This window comes from Leptolyngbya sp. CALU 1928, assembly GCF_056784215.1.
On sequence record NZ_JBXBCE010000001.1, the window covers coordinates 1,682,709 to 1,704,821 of the forward strand.

Annotated in this window: 19 protein-coding genes; 7 read left to right on the forward strand and 12 right to left on the reverse strand. The window is 49.1% G+C overall.

Annotated features, from left to right (window positions below; all coding sequences use genetic code 11):
- Positions 1 to 48: 48 nt before the first annotated feature.
- Both AC1S5B_RS07840 and AC1S5B_RS07845 read right to left on the reverse strand, forming a co-directional pair.
- On the reverse strand, positions 49 to 2,103 hold the full coding sequence (locus tag AC1S5B_RS07840) for an ATP-binding cassette domain-containing protein (RefSeq protein WP_482035116.1): 2,055 nt from the start codon (positions 2,101 to 2,103) through the stop codon (positions 49 to 51).
- Between the two features lie 40 nt (positions 2,104 to 2,143).
- Complete coding sequence (locus tag AC1S5B_RS07845) at positions 2,144 to 3,427, reverse strand: HlyD family secretion protein (protein WP_482035117.1); 1,284 nt, start codon at positions 3,425 to 3,427, stop codon at positions 2,144 to 2,146.
- A gap of 141 nt (positions 3,428 to 3,568) precedes the next feature.
- Between AC1S5B_RS07845 and AC1S5B_RS07850 the strand changes: the two genes are divergently transcribed.
- On the forward strand, positions 3,569 to 4,168 hold the full coding sequence (locus AC1S5B_RS07850) for a TetR/AcrR family transcriptional regulator (RefSeq protein WP_482035118.1): 600 nt from the start codon (positions 3,569 to 3,571) through the stop codon (positions 4,166 to 4,168).
- Positions 4,169 to 4,214: 46 nt separating this feature from the next.
- Here AC1S5B_RS07850 and AC1S5B_RS07855 read toward each other — a convergent pair whose 3' ends face one another.
- Entirely contained in the window at positions 4,215 to 4,835 is a 621-nt protein-coding gene (locus tag AC1S5B_RS07855) for a PadR family transcriptional regulator (protein WP_482035119.1), read from the reverse strand.
- 151 nt (positions 4,836 to 4,986) lie between these two features.
- On the opposite strand from AC1S5B_RS07855, the gene AC1S5B_RS07860 reads away from it, so the two are divergent.
- A complete protein-coding gene (locus tag AC1S5B_RS07860) occupies positions 4,987 to 6,177 on the forward strand; it encodes a n-acyl-d-glucosamine 2-epimerase (protein ID WP_482035120.1) in 1,191 nt (396 codons plus the stop codon).
- A gap of 150 nt (positions 6,178 to 6,327) precedes the next feature.
- Here AC1S5B_RS07860 and AC1S5B_RS07865 read toward each other — a convergent pair whose 3' ends face one another.
- The 8 genes from AC1S5B_RS07865 to AC1S5B_RS07900 all read right to left on the reverse strand — a co-directional run bounded on the left by AC1S5B_RS07865 (position 6,328) and on the right by AC1S5B_RS07900 (position 14,450).
- On the reverse strand, positions 6,328 to 8,823 hold the full coding sequence (locus AC1S5B_RS07865) for an HAD-IC family P-type ATPase (protein WP_482035121.1): 2,496 nt from the start codon (positions 8,821 to 8,823) through the stop codon (positions 6,328 to 6,330).
- Between the two features lie 177 nt (positions 8,824 to 9,000).
- Positions 9,001 to 9,429: a YggT family protein gene (locus AC1S5B_RS07870; protein ID WP_482035122.1), complete on the reverse strand. Its 429-nt coding sequence runs from the start codon at positions 9,427 to 9,429 to the stop codon at positions 9,001 to 9,003.
- 130 nt (positions 9,430 to 9,559) lie between these two features.
- A complete protein-coding gene (locus tag AC1S5B_RS07875) occupies positions 9,560 to 10,468 on the reverse strand; it encodes a transglutaminase family protein (RefSeq protein ID WP_482035123.1) in 909 nt (302 codons plus the stop codon).
- 7 nt (positions 10,469 to 10,475) lie between these two features.
- Entirely contained in the window at positions 10,476 to 11,072 is a 597-nt protein-coding gene (locus tag AC1S5B_RS07880) for a hypothetical protein (protein ID WP_482035124.1), read from the reverse strand.
- Between the two features lie 95 nt (positions 11,073 to 11,167).
- Positions 11,168 to 11,725, reverse strand: a complete 558-nt coding sequence (locus AC1S5B_RS07885; protein ID WP_482035125.1) for an HdeD family acid-resistance protein — start codon at positions 11,723 to 11,725, stop codon at positions 11,168 to 11,170.
- Between the two features lie 72 nt (positions 11,726 to 11,797).
- Positions 11,798 to 12,787 carry a glutaminase A gene (gene glsA / locus AC1S5B_RS07890; RefSeq protein WP_482035126.1) on the reverse strand — a complete coding sequence of 330 codons (990 nt, stop codon included), beginning with the start codon at positions 12,785 to 12,787 and terminating at the stop codon, positions 11,798 to 11,800.
- Positions 12,788 to 12,803: 16 nt separating this feature from the next.
- On the reverse strand, positions 12,804 to 13,886 hold the full coding sequence (locus tag AC1S5B_RS07895; RefSeq protein WP_482035127.1) for an AOC03_06830 family ribosome hibernation factor: 1,083 nt from the start codon (positions 13,884 to 13,886) through the stop codon (positions 12,804 to 12,806).
- 132 nt (positions 13,887 to 14,018) lie between these two features.
- Complete coding sequence (locus AC1S5B_RS07900; protein ID WP_482035128.1) at positions 14,019 to 14,450, reverse strand: hypothetical protein; 432 nt, start codon at positions 14,448 to 14,450, stop codon at positions 14,019 to 14,021.
- Between the two features lie 280 nt (positions 14,451 to 14,730).
- On the opposite strand from AC1S5B_RS07900, the gene AC1S5B_RS07905 reads away from it, so the two are divergent.
- Together AC1S5B_RS07905 and AC1S5B_RS07910 are read left to right on the forward strand one after the other, a co-directional pair.
- Positions 14,731 to 15,270: a hypothetical protein gene (locus AC1S5B_RS07905; protein ID WP_482035129.1), complete on the forward strand. Its 540-nt coding sequence runs from the start codon at positions 14,731 to 14,733 to the stop codon at positions 15,268 to 15,270.
- A gap of 85 nt (positions 15,271 to 15,355) precedes the next feature.
- Positions 15,356 to 15,718, forward strand: a complete 363-nt coding sequence (locus AC1S5B_RS07910; protein ID WP_482035130.1) for a phage holin family protein — start codon at positions 15,356 to 15,358, stop codon at positions 15,716 to 15,718.
- On the opposite strand, the gene AC1S5B_RS07915 is transcribed toward AC1S5B_RS07910, so the two are convergent.
- Complete coding sequence (locus AC1S5B_RS07915; RefSeq protein WP_482035131.1) at positions 15,704 to 17,563, reverse strand: mechanosensitive ion channel family protein; 1,860 nt, start codon at positions 17,561 to 17,563, stop codon at positions 15,704 to 15,706. The two genes, AC1S5B_RS07910 and AC1S5B_RS07915, sit on opposite strands and share 15 nt — an antisense overlap.
- A 321-nt stretch (positions 17,564 to 17,884) precedes the next feature.
- On the opposite strand from AC1S5B_RS07915, the gene AC1S5B_RS07920 reads away from it, so the two are divergent.
- The 3 genes from AC1S5B_RS07920 (at position 17,885) to AC1S5B_RS07930 (ending at position 22,111) form a co-directional block, all read left to right on the forward strand.
- Entirely contained in the window at positions 17,885 to 18,703 is an 819-nt protein-coding gene (locus tag AC1S5B_RS07920; protein WP_482035132.1) for a glucose 1-dehydrogenase, read from the forward strand.
- Between the two features lie 41 nt (positions 18,704 to 18,744).
- Complete coding sequence (locus AC1S5B_RS07925) at positions 18,745 to 19,299, forward strand: HdeD family acid-resistance protein (protein WP_482035133.1); 555 nt, start codon at positions 18,745 to 18,747, stop codon at positions 19,297 to 19,299.
- A gap of 61 nt (positions 19,300 to 19,360) precedes the next feature.
- On the forward strand, positions 19,361 to 22,111 hold the full coding sequence (locus AC1S5B_RS07930; RefSeq protein ID WP_482035134.1) for an MGH1-like glycoside hydrolase domain-containing protein: 2,751 nt from the start codon (positions 19,361 to 19,363) through the stop codon (positions 22,109 to 22,111).
- The last annotated feature ends 2 nt before the right edge of the window (positions 22,112 to 22,113 follow it).

The window sequence follows — 22,113 nt, forward strand, 5'->3', positions numbered from 1 at the left end:
CGTCACACCAAGAGTTTGTACATAAATTGCTAACTCAAAACTCAAAACTCAATTTGCTGCATGGGCGGTTCCTTGCTCGGTGCGCTGTACCACACTGATAAAGGCATCTTCCAGGGAAAAGGGTACGGGACGAAACGATCGCAGATGAATGTTGGCGTTTGCCAGGATAGTTTGCACCGTGGGGATGTCGATATCGGGATGATCGAGCACGACATGGAGGCGATCGCCAAAAATTGCCACGCGCCATCCGTCTAGATGTTCTTTGAGCAGATCAGAAGCTTTTTGATTGCGATCAACCCGCAGTTCAATCAATTGTCCCGGCTGCGCCGCTTTGATTTCACTCGGCGATCCTTGCATCACCACTTCTCCCGCCACCATAAAGCCCATGCGATTACATTGCTCTGCTTCCTCCAAGTAGTGAGTCGTGACCAAAATCGCCGTTCCCTGCCGCGCAAAATCATTGATCAATCGCCAAAATTGCCGCCGCGCTAAAGGGTCAACGCCTGAAGTCGGCTCATCTAGGAACAAAATTTCTGGCTCATGCATGACGGATGCGCCAAAGGCAACGCGCTGCTTCCAGCCACCCGGAAGCCGTCCTGTCAGCATTTTTTCCTGACCGACTAAGCCACAAGTTTCCAGCACCCAATCAATCTTTTGCCTGCGGGAACGGATGGGCACCGCATAAACGCCGCAGTAAAATTCCAGGTTTTCCAACACGGTCAAATCGTCATAGAGCGTGAATTTTTGGCTCATGTAGCCGATTCGTCGTCTCAGGTCGCCGCTTCGTAAATCTTGAGTTTGCCCCGCCAGGGATATATCGCCGCTAGTCGGTGGCAACAAGCCGCATAGAATTTTAATCGTGGTGGTTTTTCCGGCTCCATTGGCACCTAACAAGCCATAAATTTCACCATAGTGAATATCTAAATTCACTCCTTTAACCGCCTGGAAATTGCCAAAGCTTTTGCGAAGATTATTCGCTCCGATCGCGATATCTGCAAAGGAGTTTTGAGTTTTGTTAGCGTCAGCGGCGCTTTGCGCTTTTGAGTTTTGAGTTGAATTACGTCTATTCTCTACTCCCTGTTCCCGGACACCTGACTTCGGCAATGGGATAAACGGCGGATCTGATCCTTGCTGCCGCAGACGGGCGACAAAGACATTCTCCAGGGTGGCCTCGGTCGTTTGAATGCTATCGAGTCGGATTTGCTGTTGGGCTAGGGTGTGCTTGACTAGAGTTTCTGCCTGTTGAGGATTGGTAACCATAACATCCAGGCGATCGCCAAAGGTCTGAACATCGACAATGCCCGTTGAAGAGTTGACCAGCGGCATAAGCGCGGTTTCAGCCGCAGCAATATCTTTCGTGCGAACTTCCAAGCGTTGGAGTCCCAAATTATTTCGCAGTTGAGTCAGGGTGCCAATTTCGTGGATCTCGCCTTCATACATCAAGGCGATCCGATTACAGCGTTCGGCTTCATCTAGGTAAGGAGTGGCGACTACAATTGTCATTCCTTCACTTGCCAAGGCTGCCAGCACATCCCAAAACTCGCGTCGCGAAACGGGATCAACGCCCGTGGTCGGTTCATCCAGCAGCAAAATTTGTGGCTGAGGAATCAAGGCACAGCACAATGCTAGTTTTTGCTTCATGCCACCGGATAGCCTTCCTGCAAGGCGATCGCCAATATTTTCCAAGCCCATCAACGCCAGATATTTGGCGCGCCGCTGCTGAAAATCAGCTTCAGCCACTTGCCGTAACCCAGCGGTATATCGCAGGTTTTCATCAATGCTGAGGTCGAGATAGAGCGAAAACTGCTGCGTCAAATAGCCAATATTTAAACGAGCGTTGCGCGGCTTTTTGCCTAACACATCGATCGCGCCGCTAGAGGCTTCCATCACTCCACCCAAAATGTGAAAAGTGGTAGTTTTCCCGGCTCCATCGGGACCAATTAAACCAAAGATTTCCCCAGCAAATACCTCAAAACTAACGTTCCGAACGGCTGCAAGTTGACCATAGTTTTTTTGCAAATTCTCAACGCGAATTAGGGGGATTTCGGCAGAGTTTTGAGTGTTGAGACTTGAGTGTTGAGTGGAACTTTGGGTATAAGCCATAGGTTTAGATGCAAGATTTGAGTGATCTCAACAGACAACACTAGGGCTTGATGTCAATTTCAGCATCCGCTGGCATTCCGGGTTTAGCGTAGCCTTGAGACTGTTCGATGGCTAGCTTGATACCAAACACTTGGCGGACTCGATCCTTTTGAAAGTAGATGTTTTCGGGAGTGAAGGAGGCTTTGGGATCGATCGCGCTTACCTTGGCTTTTAGCGGTTGCTTCAGGTTGGAATCGAGAAACACCCGTGCGGGTTTGCCGGGATAAATTTTGCCCACATCTCCCTCGGTTACATACCCACGCAAGTAGACTGCTTGGGGATTGAGAACTGTTAGCAGGGTTTTACCTGTGGCAACAACGGCTCCTGGCTCCAACGGGCGGCTTTGGACTACGCCATCAATGGGGCTTCTCACCTTAAAAGAATCAAGTCGTTTTTGAAGCTGACTTTGGGCTGCTTGGGCGTTTTTCACTTTTGCTTCAGCCGCAATTAGCTTGGCAGAGGCTTGCTGCTGCTGCTGCTGGTAGGCACTCAGTTGACTACTGCGAATAGTCGGATTGAGCGCGGTAGATTGAGACTGGGCAAGACTTCCTTGGGAGGCGGCAAGCTGTTCTTTCGCGGCTTGAACGGCGGCAACACGGGCGGTGAGAGTGGCACGGGCGGTATCAAGATTTGCTTGGGCGGTGTCTGCGTTCGTTTGCGCTTGATCAAACTGCTGGCGGTCGATCGCACCCTGGGAAACCAAATCGGCGTAGCGATCGCGATCCACCTTCGCCAATTTCAATTGAGATTCTGCCTGCTTAATCCCTGCTTGAGCTTCTGCAACTTGGGCTTGGGCTTGGGCAACTTGCGCTTTCGCAGCGGCAACGGTGGAAGCAGACTGATTGACCCGTCCGCGAGAATCATTTTGTGCCTGTGTCACTGTCGCTTGAGATTCTTGAATGCGGCTCCCTGCAACCTCTATTTCTAGCTTTGCCTGGGCGGCATCTTGCTTAGCTGAAGCAACCTGAGCGATCGCGCCCTGAAGTTGGGCGTTGACTTCTTCATCCACAATTTCGGCAACGACCTGTCCGGCTTTCACGGGGTCGCCCTCTCGTACCAGAATTGCGGTGACTCTTCCGCCCGTTTTAGCCCCAATGTCTGTTTCGTCGGCTTCAATCCGTCCGCTGACTTGCAGCACGTTGGATGGCGGAGGCGGTACTAGAAATTTCCAACCTAAAAAGCTCGCTACGGCAACTCCAGCGATCGCCAGTAATATCTTGGGATTTGGCTTTCGTTTTACGCCGACCGCTGGCACTTCAGGAACAGAAGACGTTGACGTTGCCATAGTCGCCACCTTGGGAACAAAAGTAAATTGAAGTTATCCATATCATACTAGACCGTCTAGTATGATACAAGCGGAGAGAAGATATTTACCTCTGAATTCGGATAAATGAGCAATAGGTCTAAATTAGTTTCTTCTACTGCAATGGTTCTCCCAACAACTGATCTTCCTAGTTATACGCCGAAGCAAGAAGCCATTTTGCAGGGAGCCGTGCAGGTGTTTTTGCGGTGTGGCTATGCCGGAACCAGCATGGATCGGGTTGCAGCCGAGGCGGGTGTGTCTAAGCAAACGATCTATAGCCACTTTCAGGATAAAGAAGGTCTGTTTACCGCCTTAATGGAGCGGATGACCATTCGCCGATTTCAGGCACTATTTCACGCAGAGACCCTGTGCGGGGAGCCGGAAGCGTTGCTGCGTCGGTTTGCTGAAACATATTTAACCCAAATTGCCGATGATGAATATGTGGCGCTGTTGCAACTGATCATCGGCGAATCTGCCCGGTTTCCAGAACTTGCAAAGCTCTATGGACGCACCGTGATTCAACAGGGGCGACACTTGATGAGCGACTATTTTTGCCGCCATCCGGAGCTAGGGTTTACTGATCCCGAAGCGATCGCCCATATCTTTGTCGGCTCCTTAGTTTCCTACGTTGTGGCGCAAGAAATTTTTTACGGGAATGAAACCAGTCCTCTATCCCGCGATCGCCTGATCGAAAACCTACTCGACTTAGTGTTGCGTCGTTAAACAGCTCAAAGCGAATAGTCAATCGCTACTCGCTTTGAGGTAAAAATTATCGTTCAGCCAAGAGAGTGTAGATATCCCGTTTCACCTGGTCTAGTAAATCGCGGACTCGATTCATGCGCTCTACATCGCCACTCCGCGCCACTTGAGCCACCACCGCCGCCAACTCCGTCGCCGTATTTCGCAATTCCATAAATGCCTGAGACTTGCCTGCCGCAGCCTCTCTTGCAGGATTGGAACCGACATCTTGTTGGTCGCGTTCAGCTAAAAGCTGCCGCCCGCTGTCGGTGATGGTGTAAACGCGCTTGCCACCGTCTGGCTCACTGGTCAAAAAGCCGCCTTCTTCCAGCATTTGCAGCGTGGGATAGACCGAACCTGGACTGAGGCGACGAACCCCTCCATGGCGGGTTTCCATCTCTTTGATCAAGTCATAGCCGTGGCTTGGATGATCAGATAGCAGCTCCAGCAAAATGAACTTGATATCCCCCCGGCGAACGCGGCTATCATCTGGGCGATCGCCCAAAAAATCTTCATCTCGCTGCCGCCCATGATGCCTACCAAAGGGGCGATCGCGGAATTTGCCGTGGCAAAAGCGATGACTCACTGCCACTGGCTCAAACCCAATTTCTGCCCAGATCGGCATTGCCATATAGTTCCGAAAACTTCTCATTATTTATTCATCCAAAATTAACTAAACTTAGTATAGCGATATATCGCGATATATCGCAACAGGCGAAAACTTTAGCAGAATAGTGATTCATATCAACCGGCAAGGGGATAATGAACGCGCTTCCTATCCAAAAACGGACTCAGCAAAAAATATGGCGCATGATGTTCACGCGATCGCGACTCAATACGCGAGTCAATACAAAAACGCCCTGCTTAACGATGTCATCCCCTTTTGGCAAAATCATTCGATTGATCATGAATACGGTGGCTACTTCACCTGTCTCGATCTCGCAGGCAACGTTTACGACACCGACAAATTCATCTGGCTGCAAAATCGCCAACTGTGGATTTTTTCCACCCTTTATAATCAGCTAGAAAACCGGGCAGACTGGCTCAACATTGCCACTCACGGCGCTCAATTTTTGGCTCAACACGGCAGAGATACAGAAGGAAACTGGTACTTTGCCCTCGATCGCATCGGCAATCCTCTGATCCAGCCCTACAACATATTCTCTGATTGTTTCGCGGCGATGGCATTCAGCAAATATGCGCTAGCGTCAGGCGAAGACTGGGCAAAAGAAATCGCACTTCAGGCGTATAACAACGTGTTGCGCCGAAAGGACAATCCCAAAGGCAAATACACCAAAGCTTACCCCGGTACTCGCCCTATGAAAGCGCTGGCAGTGCCGATGATTTTAGCCAATCTATCCCTGGAAATGGAGTGGCTGCTACCCAATGATCAACTGGAACCGATTTTGGCTGCCACCGTGCAAGAAGTGATGACCGATTTTTTGGATCAAGAGAGTGGCTTGATGATGGAAAATGTTGCCCCCGATGGTTCCCTGGTAGATTGCTTTGAGGGACGGTTACTCAACCCTGGGCATGGCATTGAGGCGATGTGGTTCATCATGGATATCGCCCAACGCCGTAATGATAGGTCAACCATTCAGCAAGCCGTCGATGTCATCTTAAATATTCTCAACGTTGCTTGGGATGACGAGTACGGCGGACTCTATTACTTTATGGATTCTCAAGGGCATCCACCCCAACAGTTGGAATGGGATCAAAAACTTTGGTGGGTGCATTTAGAGGCACTGGTGGCGCTAGCGATGGGATATCGACTTACCCAAAACGAAGCCTGCTGGACGTGGTATCAAACCCTGCATGACTACACTTGGTCACACTTTGCTGACCTAGAGTACGGCGAGTGGTTTGGCTATCTCAATCGACGGGGAGAAGTGCTGCTGAATTTGAAAGGTGGTAAATGGAAGGGTTGCTTTCACGTCCCACGAGCGTTGTATTTGTGTTGGCAGCAATTTGAAACACTAAAAACAACTACTTGAATCAGCAATTATCAATCCAGAAATTACTTGTTTCTATGGCTTTGGAGTTGGGTTTCGACTACGCTCAACCCGCAGCCTTTAGTCAGACCTCAAGATATTTCCTATAAACACTACGCAAACACAACTCAAAACTCTGAACTCCGAACTCCATTAAAACGGGCTGATTTTGATGCCAAGAAAGCGATCGAGGAGTTGATTTCGCCAAATAAACCGCACAACCAGCGCCCAAATTAAAGCAACTAATCCAATTCCCAAATAGTGTATTAGTTCAAGCGGATAAAGTTCAAAAAAGTTACGCAGAAATGGGACTGAAAGAATCACTAAGTAAACCAATAAAACCAGACCTGCAAGAATCAGATAACGGCGATCGCGACTCAATGGCTCACCTCCAACCCAAGCAGAGCTAGGCGGCTTCAGGAATGGTAGCAGAAATAATCCGCCAAACACTTGCATAGTGATCATGGCGGTTTCTGCCACTTGTTGCGCTCTGGCGATCGCCTCAAAAGTGATCCGGCGACCGAGTTCCTCAAATGGAATTTGACCGCTAAGCCACTCTAGAACAGGGGTAATATTTTGCGCCAGAAAGTAGAGATAAACCAGAATACTCGCGAGAGAAAGAGTGAGCGTTGCAGGTATGAAAAAATGCAGAAACGAGTTGCCCTGGATGCCTCTGGGTTTATCTGGCTTTGCCCATAAGGTGACAAAGAATGGGGGAATTCCCACCGTGAGAAACGTGACGATCGTGCCTGTTTTAATTCCAAACGGAAACGATAGGGTAATCATGCCAATGGCAACGATCGCCAGAATGAACGAAAAAATCCGCACCATAAACAGCTTGCTGATATCGGCAACCCCGTTGCGAATTCGTTGTCCTTCTAAAAAGATTTTGGGCAGCGCACTAAACTTATCTTTAAGCAACACGATATCGGCAACCCCGCGAGTTGCCTGACTGCCGCTTTCCATGGCAATGCCCACATTCGCCTGCTTCAGCGACAGCACATCATTTACGCCATCGCCCATCATAGCGACGTAGTGATTGCGCGACTGAAGGCTCTTGACAAGATGAGCTTTTTGTTCCGGCGTAATCCGTCCAAAAATCGTGCCTTCGTCCGCCGTTTGAGTGAATAGAGCCTCATCCATGGCAGCCAACTCTTGACCCGATACGGCAATAATGTCATCGCTCAATCCAGCCTGCTTTGCCAATGCCGCCACGGTCGCCGGATTGTCACCCGAAATTACTTTGATCTGAATGCCTGCCTGCCGAAAGTCTGCCAGGGTTTGACGGGCATCCGGGCGCAATTCATCCCCAAAATAAAGAATACCCAAGGCTTGGAGATCGGGGGGCAACAGGGGATTTCCGATCGCATCTTGCTGAGTCGCCACGGTAGGACTATGGGCAAATAACAGCACACGCAATCCCTGATCCGCACCTTCTCGAATAGTGGCTTGCAGATCTGTTGAGAGCGAAATGACCGTGCTGAGAATCTCTGGGGCACCGAGGATATACAGACCCGGTTCGTCAGCAAAAGCGATCGCGCTCCATTTGTGGGCTGAGCCAAAGGGCACTTCAGTTTTCAGCGATCGCTTTTCTCTGGGAAGTGCAATGGCGATCGCCTCATTGGTTTTGTTACTGGCGGAGGCACTGGCAGCAAAATGACCCAAAAGGGTTTCCAGCTTAGGGCGATCAATATCAATCGGATAAACCGTTTGCAATTCAATCCGATTGGCAGTCAGGGTCCCCGTTTTATCCAGACACATCACATCCACATTGCTGATGGATTCCACCGCATTTGCCTGCTGCACCAAGGCGCTCTGTTGAGCAATTCGCACGGCTCCAAACGTATAGGCAAGGGTAATCATCAAATACAACCCGCTGGGCACCAGACCCACAATCACCGCAATATTTTGGATGCCGACGGTAATGGAAGTCACCCCCAAGGCAATTCGGAGGGCAGTGATCAAGCCCAAGACGATCGCCACGCCCAACAGCAGGCGAATAATCATATTGATGCGATGTTGCAGGGGAGTCAGCACTCGGCGAAACTTGCGGGCTTCTGCCGTCATTTTGCTCGCCAAACTATCGGCACCCACTTTTTCGGCTTCATAGCAAGCGGTGCCACTGACGCAAAAGCTGCCAGAAAAAACCGGATCACCTGCCTGCTTGGTAATCAAATCGGATTCGCCCGTCAGCAGCGATTCATCCACTTTGATTTCACCTTCACCAACCACAGAGCCATCGACAACAATTTGATCTCCCGGACGCACCACCAACACATCGCCCAGCACAATCTCAGCCGGATCAATCCCCCGTTCTTGTCCTTCACGAATCACACTGGCTTTGGGGCGAGTCAGCAGGGCAATTTTGTCGAGTTTTTGCTTAGCGCGGATCTCTTGAATCACGTTCACCACAACATTGAGCAAGATGACAAAGGCAAGCACCAGCACATCGCTGACCAGACCCAGAGCAATCAGAACCAAGCTGAGGAAAAAGTACACCCCATTAATGAAGGTAAACAAGTTGTCGCGAAAAATATCCCAGTAGGTGCGACTGGTTTGAACTGGAATGTCATTGCCTTTTCCAGCAGATCGCCGACTTGCCACTTCGCGATCGCTCAATCCTTGAAGCTGACTGGAGGTAGATTGCATGATTTCAAATCAAACGGGTGAACAACGCGCACTTGTTTTGAGATGCTAGAGCCAAACCTATGACCTTGGCAATGCTTGACCGATTCTCTCGCACTGTGCAATTGTTCTAGTCTCTGATGAGCGCAGGCAATGTAGGGTTAACTGCTGTAGTAGGACTACTGTAGAGCGATCGCCCGCTCATCTACGGTAGGGCGCTTGTCCCTGAAGGTAATTGACAACTGCGATTCCTAACCAACCCAGCAAGCTATAAACAAACATAGCAATCAATACATTGATATCAAAAATGAAATTGCCCCCGCCCTTTACAGGACTAATAAACAGGGTTGAAAAGGGTGCAATAAATGGATCAGATAAGTTGTAGATAAATTGAGCAAATTGATTGTCGGTGTTCGCGCCAGCCAGCCGCAGAAAAAATCGCATTCCCAACAAGATTTGTAAGGCTCCTACCAACAGCAAAATCGTATTGCGAACCCAGCCAAACTTGGCTTGCCGTTTGGCTGCTTTCAAGCGGCGTTCTTCCTGCTGGAGAAGGAAGGCTTCTTGATCTGGCATCGGGTCTTGCCGATGCTCAACGTTACGGTCGTAATCGTTTGGGTTGTTATTCATCGCCACTGCCTTAGATTGCTGTCAACTCGCTCAAGAATCATATTTCTTCTTTCCGACGATAGAAACACGAGTTGTTCTTGCTAGGGTAAAGCACGAAAATATGAAATCGATAGGAATAGAAAACTGACAGTTAGTGTGATTCCTCAAACTCTGGCAGGGTTCCAAGTTTACGAATTGCGACGCTGACATCCATGCCCAGATAGTCTTGAGCATCGCCAAACCAAGACCCTAACAGCGGGATAATCTGTCCTGGATGACGGGCGATCGCTACCCGAATTAGATCAAAACCTGCGGTAATCCGATTAGTCGGATCGTAGGTGCGCCAGCCAGCACCCGGCAGATACACTTGCAGCCACGCATGGGTTGCCCCAGAACCCGTCATGCCAACCTCTCCGCCATCCAATGCCGCATCGTAGAGGTAGCCGCTGACAAAACGACAGGCAAACCCTAGCCGGCGTAGCGCTTCAATCATTAACCAGGCATAATCTCGACAGGTGCCCGACTGTAGCCGCAGGGTTTCGCTAGGAGATTGGGTGCCCTCAGCCTCTCGTGCTTGATAGGATAAGGTGTTCCAAATGGTATCCATCATCCGTTGCAGCACATCAAGCGTGTTGTCTTGGTCACCCGCCACAAAGCTTTTTGTCCACGCGGCAAGGCGACCATCGGGATCTTCGGCATGGGGGCGCATAAACACCGCTAGATCGATCCACTCATCCGGCGTGTATTGCACGGGAACTTCGATCGCCCGGTCATCTAGAGAAAAGTCCGCGATCGTCTGAATGCCAAAATGCTCTCCCCGAACTCGACAGGTAACACTCAGTTCCTTCGCAGAATCGCTCAGTTTAATCACCGCCACATTGTTAGAGAGCGTATCCATCACCCAGTGGACTTTAGACGGGATATTAGTCTTCAAAGAATAGCCCAAAATCCGCCCACCAAAGCCTGCACTGGGTAAGAAGATGGCACGATGTTCACCAAATCTCACCGGATTACGATATCGATAAGTGGTGACATGCTCAAGGTCATAAATGACTGTCATTTTTGGATCACTTTATTCCTACGTGACTCAGTTTTTCTGCCTCCCGAAAAATCACGGGCGCATTCTGCAATCGCTTATAGTTTTTGTAACGATCATAGAGTTCACGGTTCGTGAAGAAGAATAGCGAAACCGCTTCCCAAAGAAAAACCCATCCGCTGATCGCCAATCCTTCCAGCAAAATAGATGGCAAATCTGCTTCCGAAACCCGACCCGAAAGAACTTTTGCAACCCATAAACATAAAAGACCCACTAGGACGAACCAAACCATTCGAGTGTTCGTTTTCCTTATGTCCTTGCTGAGGAAATAGCGTTTGGAGATAAAGCTGTTTTTGATGCCATTCCGAGATTCCTCTTCCATGGCTTCATTCCGCGTTCCTGCTGGCAGAGCGATACTAAGCTCGACATCATACTTAACAGGAATTTCGTTAGAACTCGTTTCCAAATAAAGTTGTAGATCGGGATCGAGATCTCGACGTTTAAAGGGAGCCGGGTCCCATTCATTGAAGATGTCGCTGTACTGATCGATCGCAACCTCAATCATATGAAGATTGGTCGCCTCATCAATTTTGTAAGTTTCGTTAAAGATGCGCTCTTTTTTGTTCATGGTTTTGCCTAGGAGCTTTCTAGTGAAGACACGCTAAGTTAGGGCAGTAAGCTGATAATCTTCTCGCTGAGCCTGCCCTTAAAAAGAGGTGGAGCCTAAGCAGCCATTACCTTCCGAATCGCCAGAGCAGAGACTAACAAAGAGATGCCGCTCATCAATAGGCTGATGCCGACGTATAAACCAATCAGCCAAATTGCACTGAAGGGAAACCGATTCAGCACCATAATGCCCAAGATTAGGGTAATGATTCCGTTGAGCGCCACCAACCACGACATGCTGTGACCCGCCTTGTTCGTAAACGCCATGATGATGGTGTAAATCCCTTCAACGACAAACAAAATGCCAAATGCAAAGGTCAATGCTAGTATTGCGGCTCCCAGGTTAAACAGAATATAAACCCCGGCAATGGCGTAAAAAATCCCCACAATTAAATTCAGCCAAAATCCTCGAACTGGTTTTGACATAAAAGACTGGACAATCATCACAATGCCGCTAACCAGAGCAATCCAGCCCATAAAAGAGGTAAAAAATGCTGAGGCAAATGCCGGAACGATGATGGATATCATGCCCAGAACAATCAAAGCAATGCTGAGGGCAATGACCCAACTCGTGGATTTCTTGATATCGATATCCGATTGAAAATCAGCAGTCATCGTTTGTACCTCGCTGGGTGAATGAAATTGTTGATATGAATCTACTACCTGAAAACAAAAAACTGGTTGAGATCAATGAAGGGGCTGCGAGGCGAATAGGTTTAGCCCCAGTTGTTCAGACAAAAACCGAGTCACAAGCTGACCTTTAACGCTGTTTCCGGCATCGTCTAGCGGGGGCGCAAAGGTTCCCAGCCCTCCTTTTCCAGGAGAAACCGTGACCATACCGCCACTGACTCCACTTTTGCCGGGAAGCCCCGTTTCATAGAGCCAGTCACCAGAATTTTCGTAGAGTCCGGCGGTAACCATGACCGCTAAAACATGCTGGCAGTGGATGGGATCAATAATCCGCTCTTGGGTCAGTGGGTTTACGCCGCCGTTTGCCAACGTTGCCGCCATGACTGCTAGATCCTGTGCAGTCACGTTGAGCGAACATTGTTTGGTGTAGATGTCGGTGGCTTCAACCGAGTCGAAAAAGATGCGATCGTAAGCCTGAAGTAACTTGGCAATGCCTTTGTTGTGTTGGTTGGTCGCGGCTTCAGATTGATAGACGGCTTCATTTAAGCTGAGGGTTCTACCCGCAAATCGAGACAGTTCAGTTTGAATGAACTGCCATTTATCCGCTGCGGTTTTGCCCGGTGCCAAACTGGTAGCCGCGATCGCCCCCGCATTCACCATCGGGTTACTGGTTCCCTCATCAACGCGCTCTAGGGCAATCACCGAATTAAACGGTAGCCCAGTGCTATTCACCCCCAGTTTGGCGCGTGCCTCGTCTTCGCCAATGACCTGACAAATCAAAGCAAATACAAAGGGCTTAGAGACACTCTGGATCGAGAACTCATAATCGATATCTCCCGCCCCATGAATCGAGCCATCCACCCCAACGACACACACACCAAATAACTCAGGGGGCATCTGAGCCAGCGCCGGAATGTAGTCTGCCACCTTGCCGTCATCCACCGACTTGAAGCGATCGTGTGCCTCAGTGATCCATGTTGTCACACGATCAACTGGCGGTAAGTGTCCCGTTGATATAGGCGAGGATGGGGCTGTTTGATCGAGCATGGGCTTACAAGTCCGCTTAATAACGCAGCGTTAAGGCAATGTGTCGATGATCGGCTAATGAACCATCATCCACGATCGCAATCTTTCCTCCCATTGCCAACACAGCTTCGATAATTTCATCTACGGCATCATCCATCACGTCTGAGCCACCCACTGCTTCCACCAACTCAAATTTGCCGCTTTCATTCAAGACTGCTGGCACATGATAATTTTTTTCAACCAACAGCAGCTTCCCGCGTCCTTCCTGCGCCATTTGCCATGCTTCTTCGATCGTCGAAACGACCAGTTGGGCGCTAATTGCCTCATCCAATGCTTGGAGTGCATCTGCCTGTTGGGACTGTCTCACAGTCTGCACAATTTCCCATGTCTGAGGAGCTATTTCAGCAAGAGTTGCTTTATCAAAATTGCTGCTGATGGTACCGGCGATCGCGGCGGCGTGTTGCGAAACTTCTTGAAAGAAAGACACTTGGCGAACGACCCCGCCCACAATGAGCGGCAGCCCCTCATCCTCGGTGTAGTAGTTTTCAGTAAACGCACTATCGACCTGCTGAAAAAATCGGCGATGGCGATCGTCTAGATAGCTAGAATCCGAGTCAAATGGCAGCGCCGTTGTGCCTCCAGGTCCGGTCATTTCCATCGGAAAATTCTTATCTTCAATTTCCTCCAGCGTCTCTCCCGTTCCAGCCAAGAGGCGAGTGGATGCTTGACTTAACAGAAAGACCCAGTAGCGCTGCGCCCGATGCATTCCATAAACCAAATCGCGGGTGGCAAAAGTTTGATCAATCACCACGCGTGCAGGAACCGAAAAGGGCAAGTAGTAGAGTTGGGCAAAGTCATGACTCACATAGAGCGCTAATCCATCCAGCGTGTGGGGATAGTCAATTTCGCTCACCAGCGCATCAAGCCGATCAATTAACGGCTCCAATTCACGGGCAGAAAATTCCTCGCCAAGCCGAACCTTTGCCTCATCGACCAAGTTTTTAACCTGAATTGGATCTTGCTTATTATCGGGAAAGGTTCGATGAGTTGGCAACAGAATAGATAGTGCGGGAACTGAGGTCAAAGACTGTAATTGTTTCAGATCTTGACGGGTAATCATAAGGGTTTCCTATCGAGTTTTAAGTGGCTGTAACTGTTCTTACCACAATAGTTCTCATCACAATGAGGTTCATTCACCTGCTAGCGATAACGCTTTTCAGTTTGGTTTCTGAACCTCATTTTATGGTGCTGACTAAGGGCAACTCAAGCCCGCTTTCATGGTGGCTTCCGCCGCTTGAACTGCTTTCACTTGGGGCGTTACTGACGTAACCGCTTGATTGAGTGTTGCCGTATTCGGAACGCCTGTAATCGCTTTATCCAAGTCCTGTTGCGCTCTGTCTAAATCCTCAACTTTTGAGTCTTTGACACTTGCAGCCGTGGTTTTAACGGTGGCAAACGAGGTTTTAACTTGGTCGCGCGCTGCTTTGAAATCACCGACTGTAGAGCTAGGACTCATGCTTGCGAGGGTGGCAACTGAGGTATTAAATCTTGCCAAATCGGTGCAGAGTTGAGCTTTTTGGTCTTGGGTTGTAGCGGCGGGTGGAGTGGATTGACCGCCGCAGCTTACGACCAAAAACAAGGGTAGTGCAGCCAGAAGAATTTTAGGCACAGGGTTAGAAATCATCGGAAACCTCACTTCAAAACAAAATGAATAAACAGTAAATCTTTTATAGAAGATAACGGTGTGAATCATAGTCAATGGTTATATGAAACTAATAGGAAGTTGATGGATGTCATGAAACGTAGGCTGGTTAGCAACCAAAAGCAGCCGCAGCGATCGCCGCCGTTGCCGGGTTAGTTTGCTGTGATCTCTCCTGAAAGCAGTGCTATTCCTATCACTTTCATATATTTCTTCTATAGGTTAATATTTTCGGATTGTAGTTGAAGCAGCATCAGGCATTGTAATGATTAAGCAACAGTATTTTTCAGACAGCGAGTGGGCAATGTTGTTGCAAACTCCGAAGCAAGCCATTTTGACGATTATCCTTGCAGATAAAACCGATGTAGTTTCCCTTTTAAAAGAAGTGCAGGCAGCCGCTCAAATTTTGGCAGTTGAACTACAACGGACGGATATTTCTAGCGATCTTGTCAAGTCGGTGATTGCTTCTATCAATGAGATCGTTGCTCAAGAGCCACTCCAAGGAGATCAGTTGTTATTGAAGCAACAGTTTGAGCTTCTAGGAACCATTCAAGCTTTTAGTAGTGCCTCTGATGGGCAAAAACAGGCGATCGCTCACTTCAACCAAGTGAGTTCCCTTCTGGTGTCTAAAGTTCCGATCGTGCAGGCGGAAGAATTTAAGCAATGGATTTTGGGACTTGCCACTCAGGTTGCCCAAGCGGTTAAAGAAGAGGGTGGGATATTTGGTATTGGGGGTGAGCGAGTCAGCCGCCCGGAATCTGGAGCACTCTCATCCATTGAGAAGGCATTACACTTTAAGATTTAGTGCTGTTAAGAACTGTTTGACGCATTAAAGACCCTTGAAAAACAACCGCTTAACTTTTTATTGAATTAAAGAAGGGGAGCAACGAATGCTAGGTTTTCTGATTGTTGTCGTTGTGACCGCAATAAGCTTGTTGACTATCTCTAAGCTGCCCTTTGGCGTTGAGATTGATAGCCCCATTAAAGCGCTGATTGCCGGCGCAATTATTGGCGCATTCGATTGGCTATATCATTTGATTCCTACTTGGGTTAGGGCGGTTCCGGCAGTGCTGAGTTTGGGGCTGATTCCGCTGATCGGAAACATTATTATTTTTGGGTTCGCGGCTTGGTTAGTGGAAGGGTTTCGGTTGAAGTGGGGAGTTGGCAGTGCAATTCTGGGGGCGATCGCCCTAACACTCGTTAACTACACCCTATTCTTCGTTTTAAACCAGACTGGCTTAGTCGCCATTTGAGGACTGCTCAGAAAAATACTCAGCAGCGTCGAGGTTAACAGAACCACTTTCCACCATAATTTGCTGGGGAATGCCAATTTGAATGTGGTGGAGATCAAACGCAATTTTGAGCCGCCGCCGCAATTCTCTCGCGATCGCCCATTGCATTGATGGAGCGGTTTTAATCCAGACGCGAATTACAATGCCAGCATGGGAAATTTGATCCACTCCAAACAGTTCGTGGGTGTCGAGGATGGCAGATTGCCACTGGGGATCGTGTGCCATGCGATCGACGGTTTCTCGAACCACTGCCAGGGCATGATCCACATTGGTGCTGTAGGCGACCTCAATCCGAAAATCAGCCCGTGCCCAAGTGCGAGTTCTGTTCTCCACCTTGGCAATTAAGCTGTTGGGCAGTGTGATCAAATTACCGTTATCGCTACGAATCTGGGTAACGCGCAAATTCAAATTTTCTACGGTGCCCAGAACGTCGCCCACGACGATATTATCGTCAATCCGAAACTGGTCTTCCAGCAAAATCAGGAAGCCATTGACCAAATCTTTGACCAGGTTTTGTGCCGCAAATGAAATCGCTAAGGCAACTAACGCCCCCAGGGTTAGGATCGATCCTGGAATCAGATTCAGCCATTGAAGCACCCCAAGAATCGCGATCGCATACAGCAGAACCATTTTCAGCCCTTTGATCACGTTGGCGATCGTGGCAATCCGTTGGAGATTCGCCGCAGTTAAAGATTGCTCTCGTTCACGACTTTCAATGAACCGATCAACAATTAGATCTGTGAGTCGATTGGTCAACCCGGTCAGAAACCAAGTCAACAGCAACACAATCGGGATAGCGACAACTTTTTTGGCAAACTGGCGCGTTTGAGGAAAAGTATTGAGGCTATAGGCAATCCCCAGTATCCAGGTAAACGCGATCGCCCAAAACAATAACCATCGCAAAAAACGAACGATTTGTAGTCGTCGTTCTAACCCGAAATGATGGCGCACTCCCTGAAATAGCGGTGATTCTGATGTTTCCAGTGGCTCCGCCGCGTCAAGATTTTGAGTGCGAAGTTCTTGATTATGAAGTTCTTGATCGTAAACTTCTTGGGTGCGAATCAACGCCGTCTCTGCTGCCTGTCGTTGTTCAAGTTGCCGTTTGCGCCGTCCTAAAAATATCCAAATTGCCCCCAATATCAACGTCAACAGCACGATAGCACTTACAACTTTAACCACTGTAGAGAACTGTTGCTGTAGTGCTTCGGGCTGGCGCAGTGCGATCGCTTCACGCAGTTCACTTTTTAAAATCTCTTGCCATTGAATGGCTAATCGATCTTTGGTGGTTGAGGCATATTGGGCATCGGCATCCGTCACCGTGAGCAAGACTTTTGTTTCTACAAGGCTCGTATCCTTGACAAACAAAACAGGCTGTCCATTGATACTCTCAACAATGACCTCCAGCGTTTTGGGATTAAGTAAGGTTGTATCTGATAATCCAGTCCCGGTAATCAGCGCTAGATTGGCTTCTATTTGGGTAGCACGAACTTCAACTGGGATCTGATCGCCCGGTTCATTCCGATTTAGCACTGCTGGAGATGCAATTCTAAACAGTTCTTGTCCATCAAGGCGCACTCCGGTCGATTCCAACTTGCCTCGCCGCTCAACCCGACTGGGTAGTGGCTGTACGGCATTGGGAGCGGTTAGAGAGGGCAATTGTCCGAGGGCGATCGAGGGGGCGATCGCATCATTCAGCACCACCGCTATCAACACCATTAGCACGGCGAGACTGCACGCAACGAATGGGCGTAACCGATTGGCTCTCGTTTGAGAGTTCCGTAAAGTTCGCGTGATTGCCATAGCCATTTTGAGGAGAGATTCCATCCCGTTAAACGGTTCGGTTGCGTTACAAAAACTTTTTAGGAGATTTCTGATAAATAAAGATACCCCAAGGGCTGGGGCAGGCTTAACAGAAAGCTTTCTACACCGACCGATCAATTGTAAAAACTTGCCCTTACAGTGAGATTCTTTTCTGGAAACTGCCTTAAGAATAGACGATCGCAGAACTGAAACTGAAAACGCGGCGAAGTCATGCTTCCAGAAAGTGAGCAAGCGAAACATTTTGCTGTTTCATATTGCGTTCATATAACTTCCCGGTTTAATCTTAGGCTGACACTTCCCTATAAGATGGCGATCATGAAAGGATTAGCTGGAAAAACTGCCCTAATCACAGGAGCCAGTTCAGGCATCGGGCAGGCGATCGCCATTCGGCTTGCCCAAGAGGGCTGCAACATTGTGATTAACTATCGCAAAGGGGCTGAAGAAGCCAAAGAAACCGAGCGATTGGCAATGCAGCAAGCTCCTAAACAGGAAGATGGCAGCGGCGTAAAATCACTGGTAATTCAGGGGGATGTTTCTAAGGAAGAAGACATTCTCAATATGGTGAATAAGACCATTGAGATGTTTGGTAGCCTCGATATTTTGGTGAATAATGCGGGGATTCAAAAAGAATGCCCATCCCATGAAGTGACTGCTCAAGATTTTGATCAGGTCTTATCGGTGAATCTGCGGGGAGCCTTTCTATGCGCTAGAGAACTGATCAAGCATTGCCTCAGTCAAAATCGCCCTGGCATTATTATCAATGTTTCTAGTGTTCACGAGGTCATTCCGCGCCCGTTGTATGCCAGCTATACCATTAGCAAAGGCGGCATGGAAAATCTGACGAAGACTTTAGCGTTGGAATATGCGGCACGGGGGATTCGGGTGAACGCGATCGCCCCTGGTGCCACCATTACGCCGATTAATCAAGATTGGGTTGAGAATCCAGAAAAGAAAGCGATCGTTGAAAGCCATATTCCTATGGCGCGAGCCGGCAGTGTTGAAGAAGTGGCGGCTGCCGCCGCATTCCTCGCTTCGGATGAAGCCGCTTATATTACCGGACAAACCTTATTTATTGATGGTGGACTGACCCTCTATGCCGACTTTCGAGAAGCTTGGTCGGCTTAAGACAAGTCAAAGTAGCAACAAAATCTATTGGAGAAGCGGTGATGAAGACTGAAGTGATTCGCGAAATCAGAAAAAACTCAGGTTGGTTCATAGCGCTAGGAATTGTGATGGTGATCTTGGGCATTGCCGCAATCGTTGAACCCCTCATGGCAACCGTTGCCGTCGCCCGTGTCTTTTCCTGGATCTTCTTAATTGCCGGGATCATCCGTATTATCTATGCCGTTCAATCTCGACAAGACCCAGGCTTTTGGTTAAAGCTACTGATTGGCATTCTCTATGTAATCGCCGGGATTTCGTTGTTAAGCAACGTTTTTGGGGCTGCACTAACGCTCACTCTTGCCTTTGGGGTGACCATTTTAGGTCAGGGAATCCTGGAGGTGATTGCAGCATTTAAGGCGCGTCCCGATCCAAACTGGGCTTGGATGTTGGTCAGCGGTTTGTTAGCGATCGTGTTGGGAATTTTGATTTTTTATCAGTGGCCTTTCAGTGCCGCTTGGATACTGGGAATATTTGTGGGAATAAATTTGATGTTTACGGGCATTTGGATGATTGTGATCCCTTGGACGATTCGGCGCAATTATAAAGCAACCATGTGATATGACATTATGCAGAGGAATTTTTTAGCGTCAACCGTTCAGTATTCAGGAGATTTGCCCCATGACTGCAGAAGAGCAACGACTTAAACAAACTCGCATGGGTGAAGTCGATTGGTATAAGTGGGGACCTTATCTGAGCGAGCGTCAGTGGGGCACGGTTCGCGAAGACTATAGTAACGATGGCAATGCTTGGGATTATTTTCCCCACGACCATGCGCGATCGCGTGCCTATCGGTGGGGCGAAGATGGGCTGGGCGGCATCACCGACAACCATAACCTGCTCTGTTTTGCGCTAGCGCTGTGGAACGGCAACGATCCCATTCTGAAAGAGCGGTTGTTTGGGTTGACTAACAGTCAAGGCAACCACGGCGAAGATGTGAAAGAGTACTACTTCTACCTCGACAGTACGCCGACGCATTCGTACATGAAGTATCTCTACAAATATCCTCAGGCAGCGTTTCCTTACACCGATCTAGTGGACACCAATCGCCACCGCGATCGCTATCAACTGGAATATGAGCTATTGGATACAGGCATCTTCGACGGCGATCGCTACTTTGATGTGTTCGTGGAGTACGCCAAAGGGGATGCCGAAGATATTTTGATTCAAATCAGCATTGCCAATCGAGGACCCGAAGCGGCTCCCATTCATGTGCTGCCGACCTTGTGGTTTCGGAATACTTGGTCTTGGGCAGTCGGGGGGGCAAAGCCTGTGTTCACCAAGATCGAGGGCACGGGGAACAGTGTGGTTCATGCCCAGATTACGGATACCTTGCTGGATAAATACGTTAAAGATTATTACTTCTACTGTGATGGCGTAGCGCCTCTGCTGTTCACGGAGAATGAAACGAACAATCAACGACTGTTTAATACTGCCAATGCCAGCCCCTATGTGAAAGATGGCATCAACAACGCGATCGTCCATGGGCAAGAGAATGCCGTGAATCCCAGCCATGTGGGTACTAAAGTTGCACCCCATTATGAAATCACGGTGGGCGCAGGCGAAACCAAGGTGCTGCGCTTCCGCCTGACAAACCAATCTCCGGCTCAGGTTGGGAAGCCATTTGACACGTTTGATCAACAGTTTGCGGCTCGGCTGAAGGAAGCGGACGAGTTCTATGCCACGGTGATCCCGCCAGCGGTTCAGGCAGATGGCGATCGCGCCAACGTCATGCGGCAAGCCTTGGCGGGGATGATGTGGACGAAACAATATTTCTACTACGACGTGGATCAATGGCTGCGGGAGCGGAATGTCACGCCTTGGACTCCCGCCGCCCAAAAGAAGCATGTGCGGAACAATGATTGGTTTCACATGTATAACGACGATATTGTTTCTATGCCGGATAAATGGGAATATCCCTGGTATGCAGCTTGGGATCTCGCCTTCCATGTCATCCCCATTAGCTTGATTGATCCCGACTTTGCCAAAGATCAATTGATGTTGATGTTGCGGGAAGATTATCTGCATCCCAATGGTCAAATTCCCGCTTATGAATGGAACTTTGGGGATGTAAATCCGCCCGTTCATGCCTTCGCCACCTGGGAAATCTATACCCGCGATCGCGAACGTAACGATGGCGTGGGTGACCTGGAATTCCTTAAATACGCCTTTTCCAAATTGCTGATCAACTTTACTTGGTGGGTCAACCGCAAAGATGAGGGCGGCAACAATTTGTTTCAAGGTGGCTTTTTGGGGCTAGACAACATTAGTGTCTTCGATCGCAGTTCGCCCTTGCCCACAGGGGGTCATCTGGAGCAAGCCGACGGCACATCCTGGATGGTGTTCTTTAGTCAACGCATGTTTCAGATTGCGATCGAGTTAGCACTCCATGATTCAATCTATGAAGACCTTGCCATCAAGTTTTTTGAACATACGATGTGGATTTCGGGGGCAATGGATCGGATCGGCGAACATTGCGATGAACTGTGGGATGAAGAGGATGGCTTTTTCTACGATGTGCTGCGCTTACCCGATGGCAATTCCACTCGCTTAAAGGTGCGATCGCTCGTAGGTTTATTACCGCTGATGGCAGTTGCCGTCTTCCCCAGTGAAGCCTTTGAAAAGCTGCCCCGCTTCAAAGCACGGGCGCAAGAGTTCATCATGCGTCATCCTGAGCTAACTCAAAATGTGCATCTTCCCTCCAAGCCTGGAGAACGAAATCGGCTGATGCTATCGATCCTCAACGAAGACAAACTGCGGCGGGTTCTCTCTAGAATGCTGGATGAATCCGAGTTCCTCAGCGATTGCGGCATCCGCTCTCTATCTCGATATCACCTGGATAATCCCTATTACTTCTATCACGAAGGGCAGGAGTTTAAAGTCGGCTATGTTGCCGGTGATTCCACCTCTGGCATGTTTGGCGGCAATTCCAACTGGCGGGGTCCCGTTTGGATGCCGGTGAATCTGTTGTTGGTGCGATCGCTGCTGCAACTCTACAGCTACTACGGTGAGGCGTTCACGATTGAATATCCAACCGGGTCGGGCAATCACGTCTCGTTGTTTACCGTCGCCCAGTGCATCAGTGAACGGCTTGCTAGCATTTTCCTCAAGGATGAATCGGGTCGTCGTCCTGTCTATGGCACCGCTTCGGAGAAGTTCCAAACCGATCCTCACTGGCGTGATTTGATTCTGTTCTACGAATATTTCAATGGAGATAGCGGGTCGGGAATTGGTGCGAGTCACCAAACCGGATGGACAGGCTGCATTGCCCGAATCATTCAAGCGTTGGGTTACTTTACGCCGGAAACCGTTTTAGGCACGGTCACCCCCGGAGAACTGGCAAGGTATCCAGTTGAAAGCGTGAGTGAGTGAGT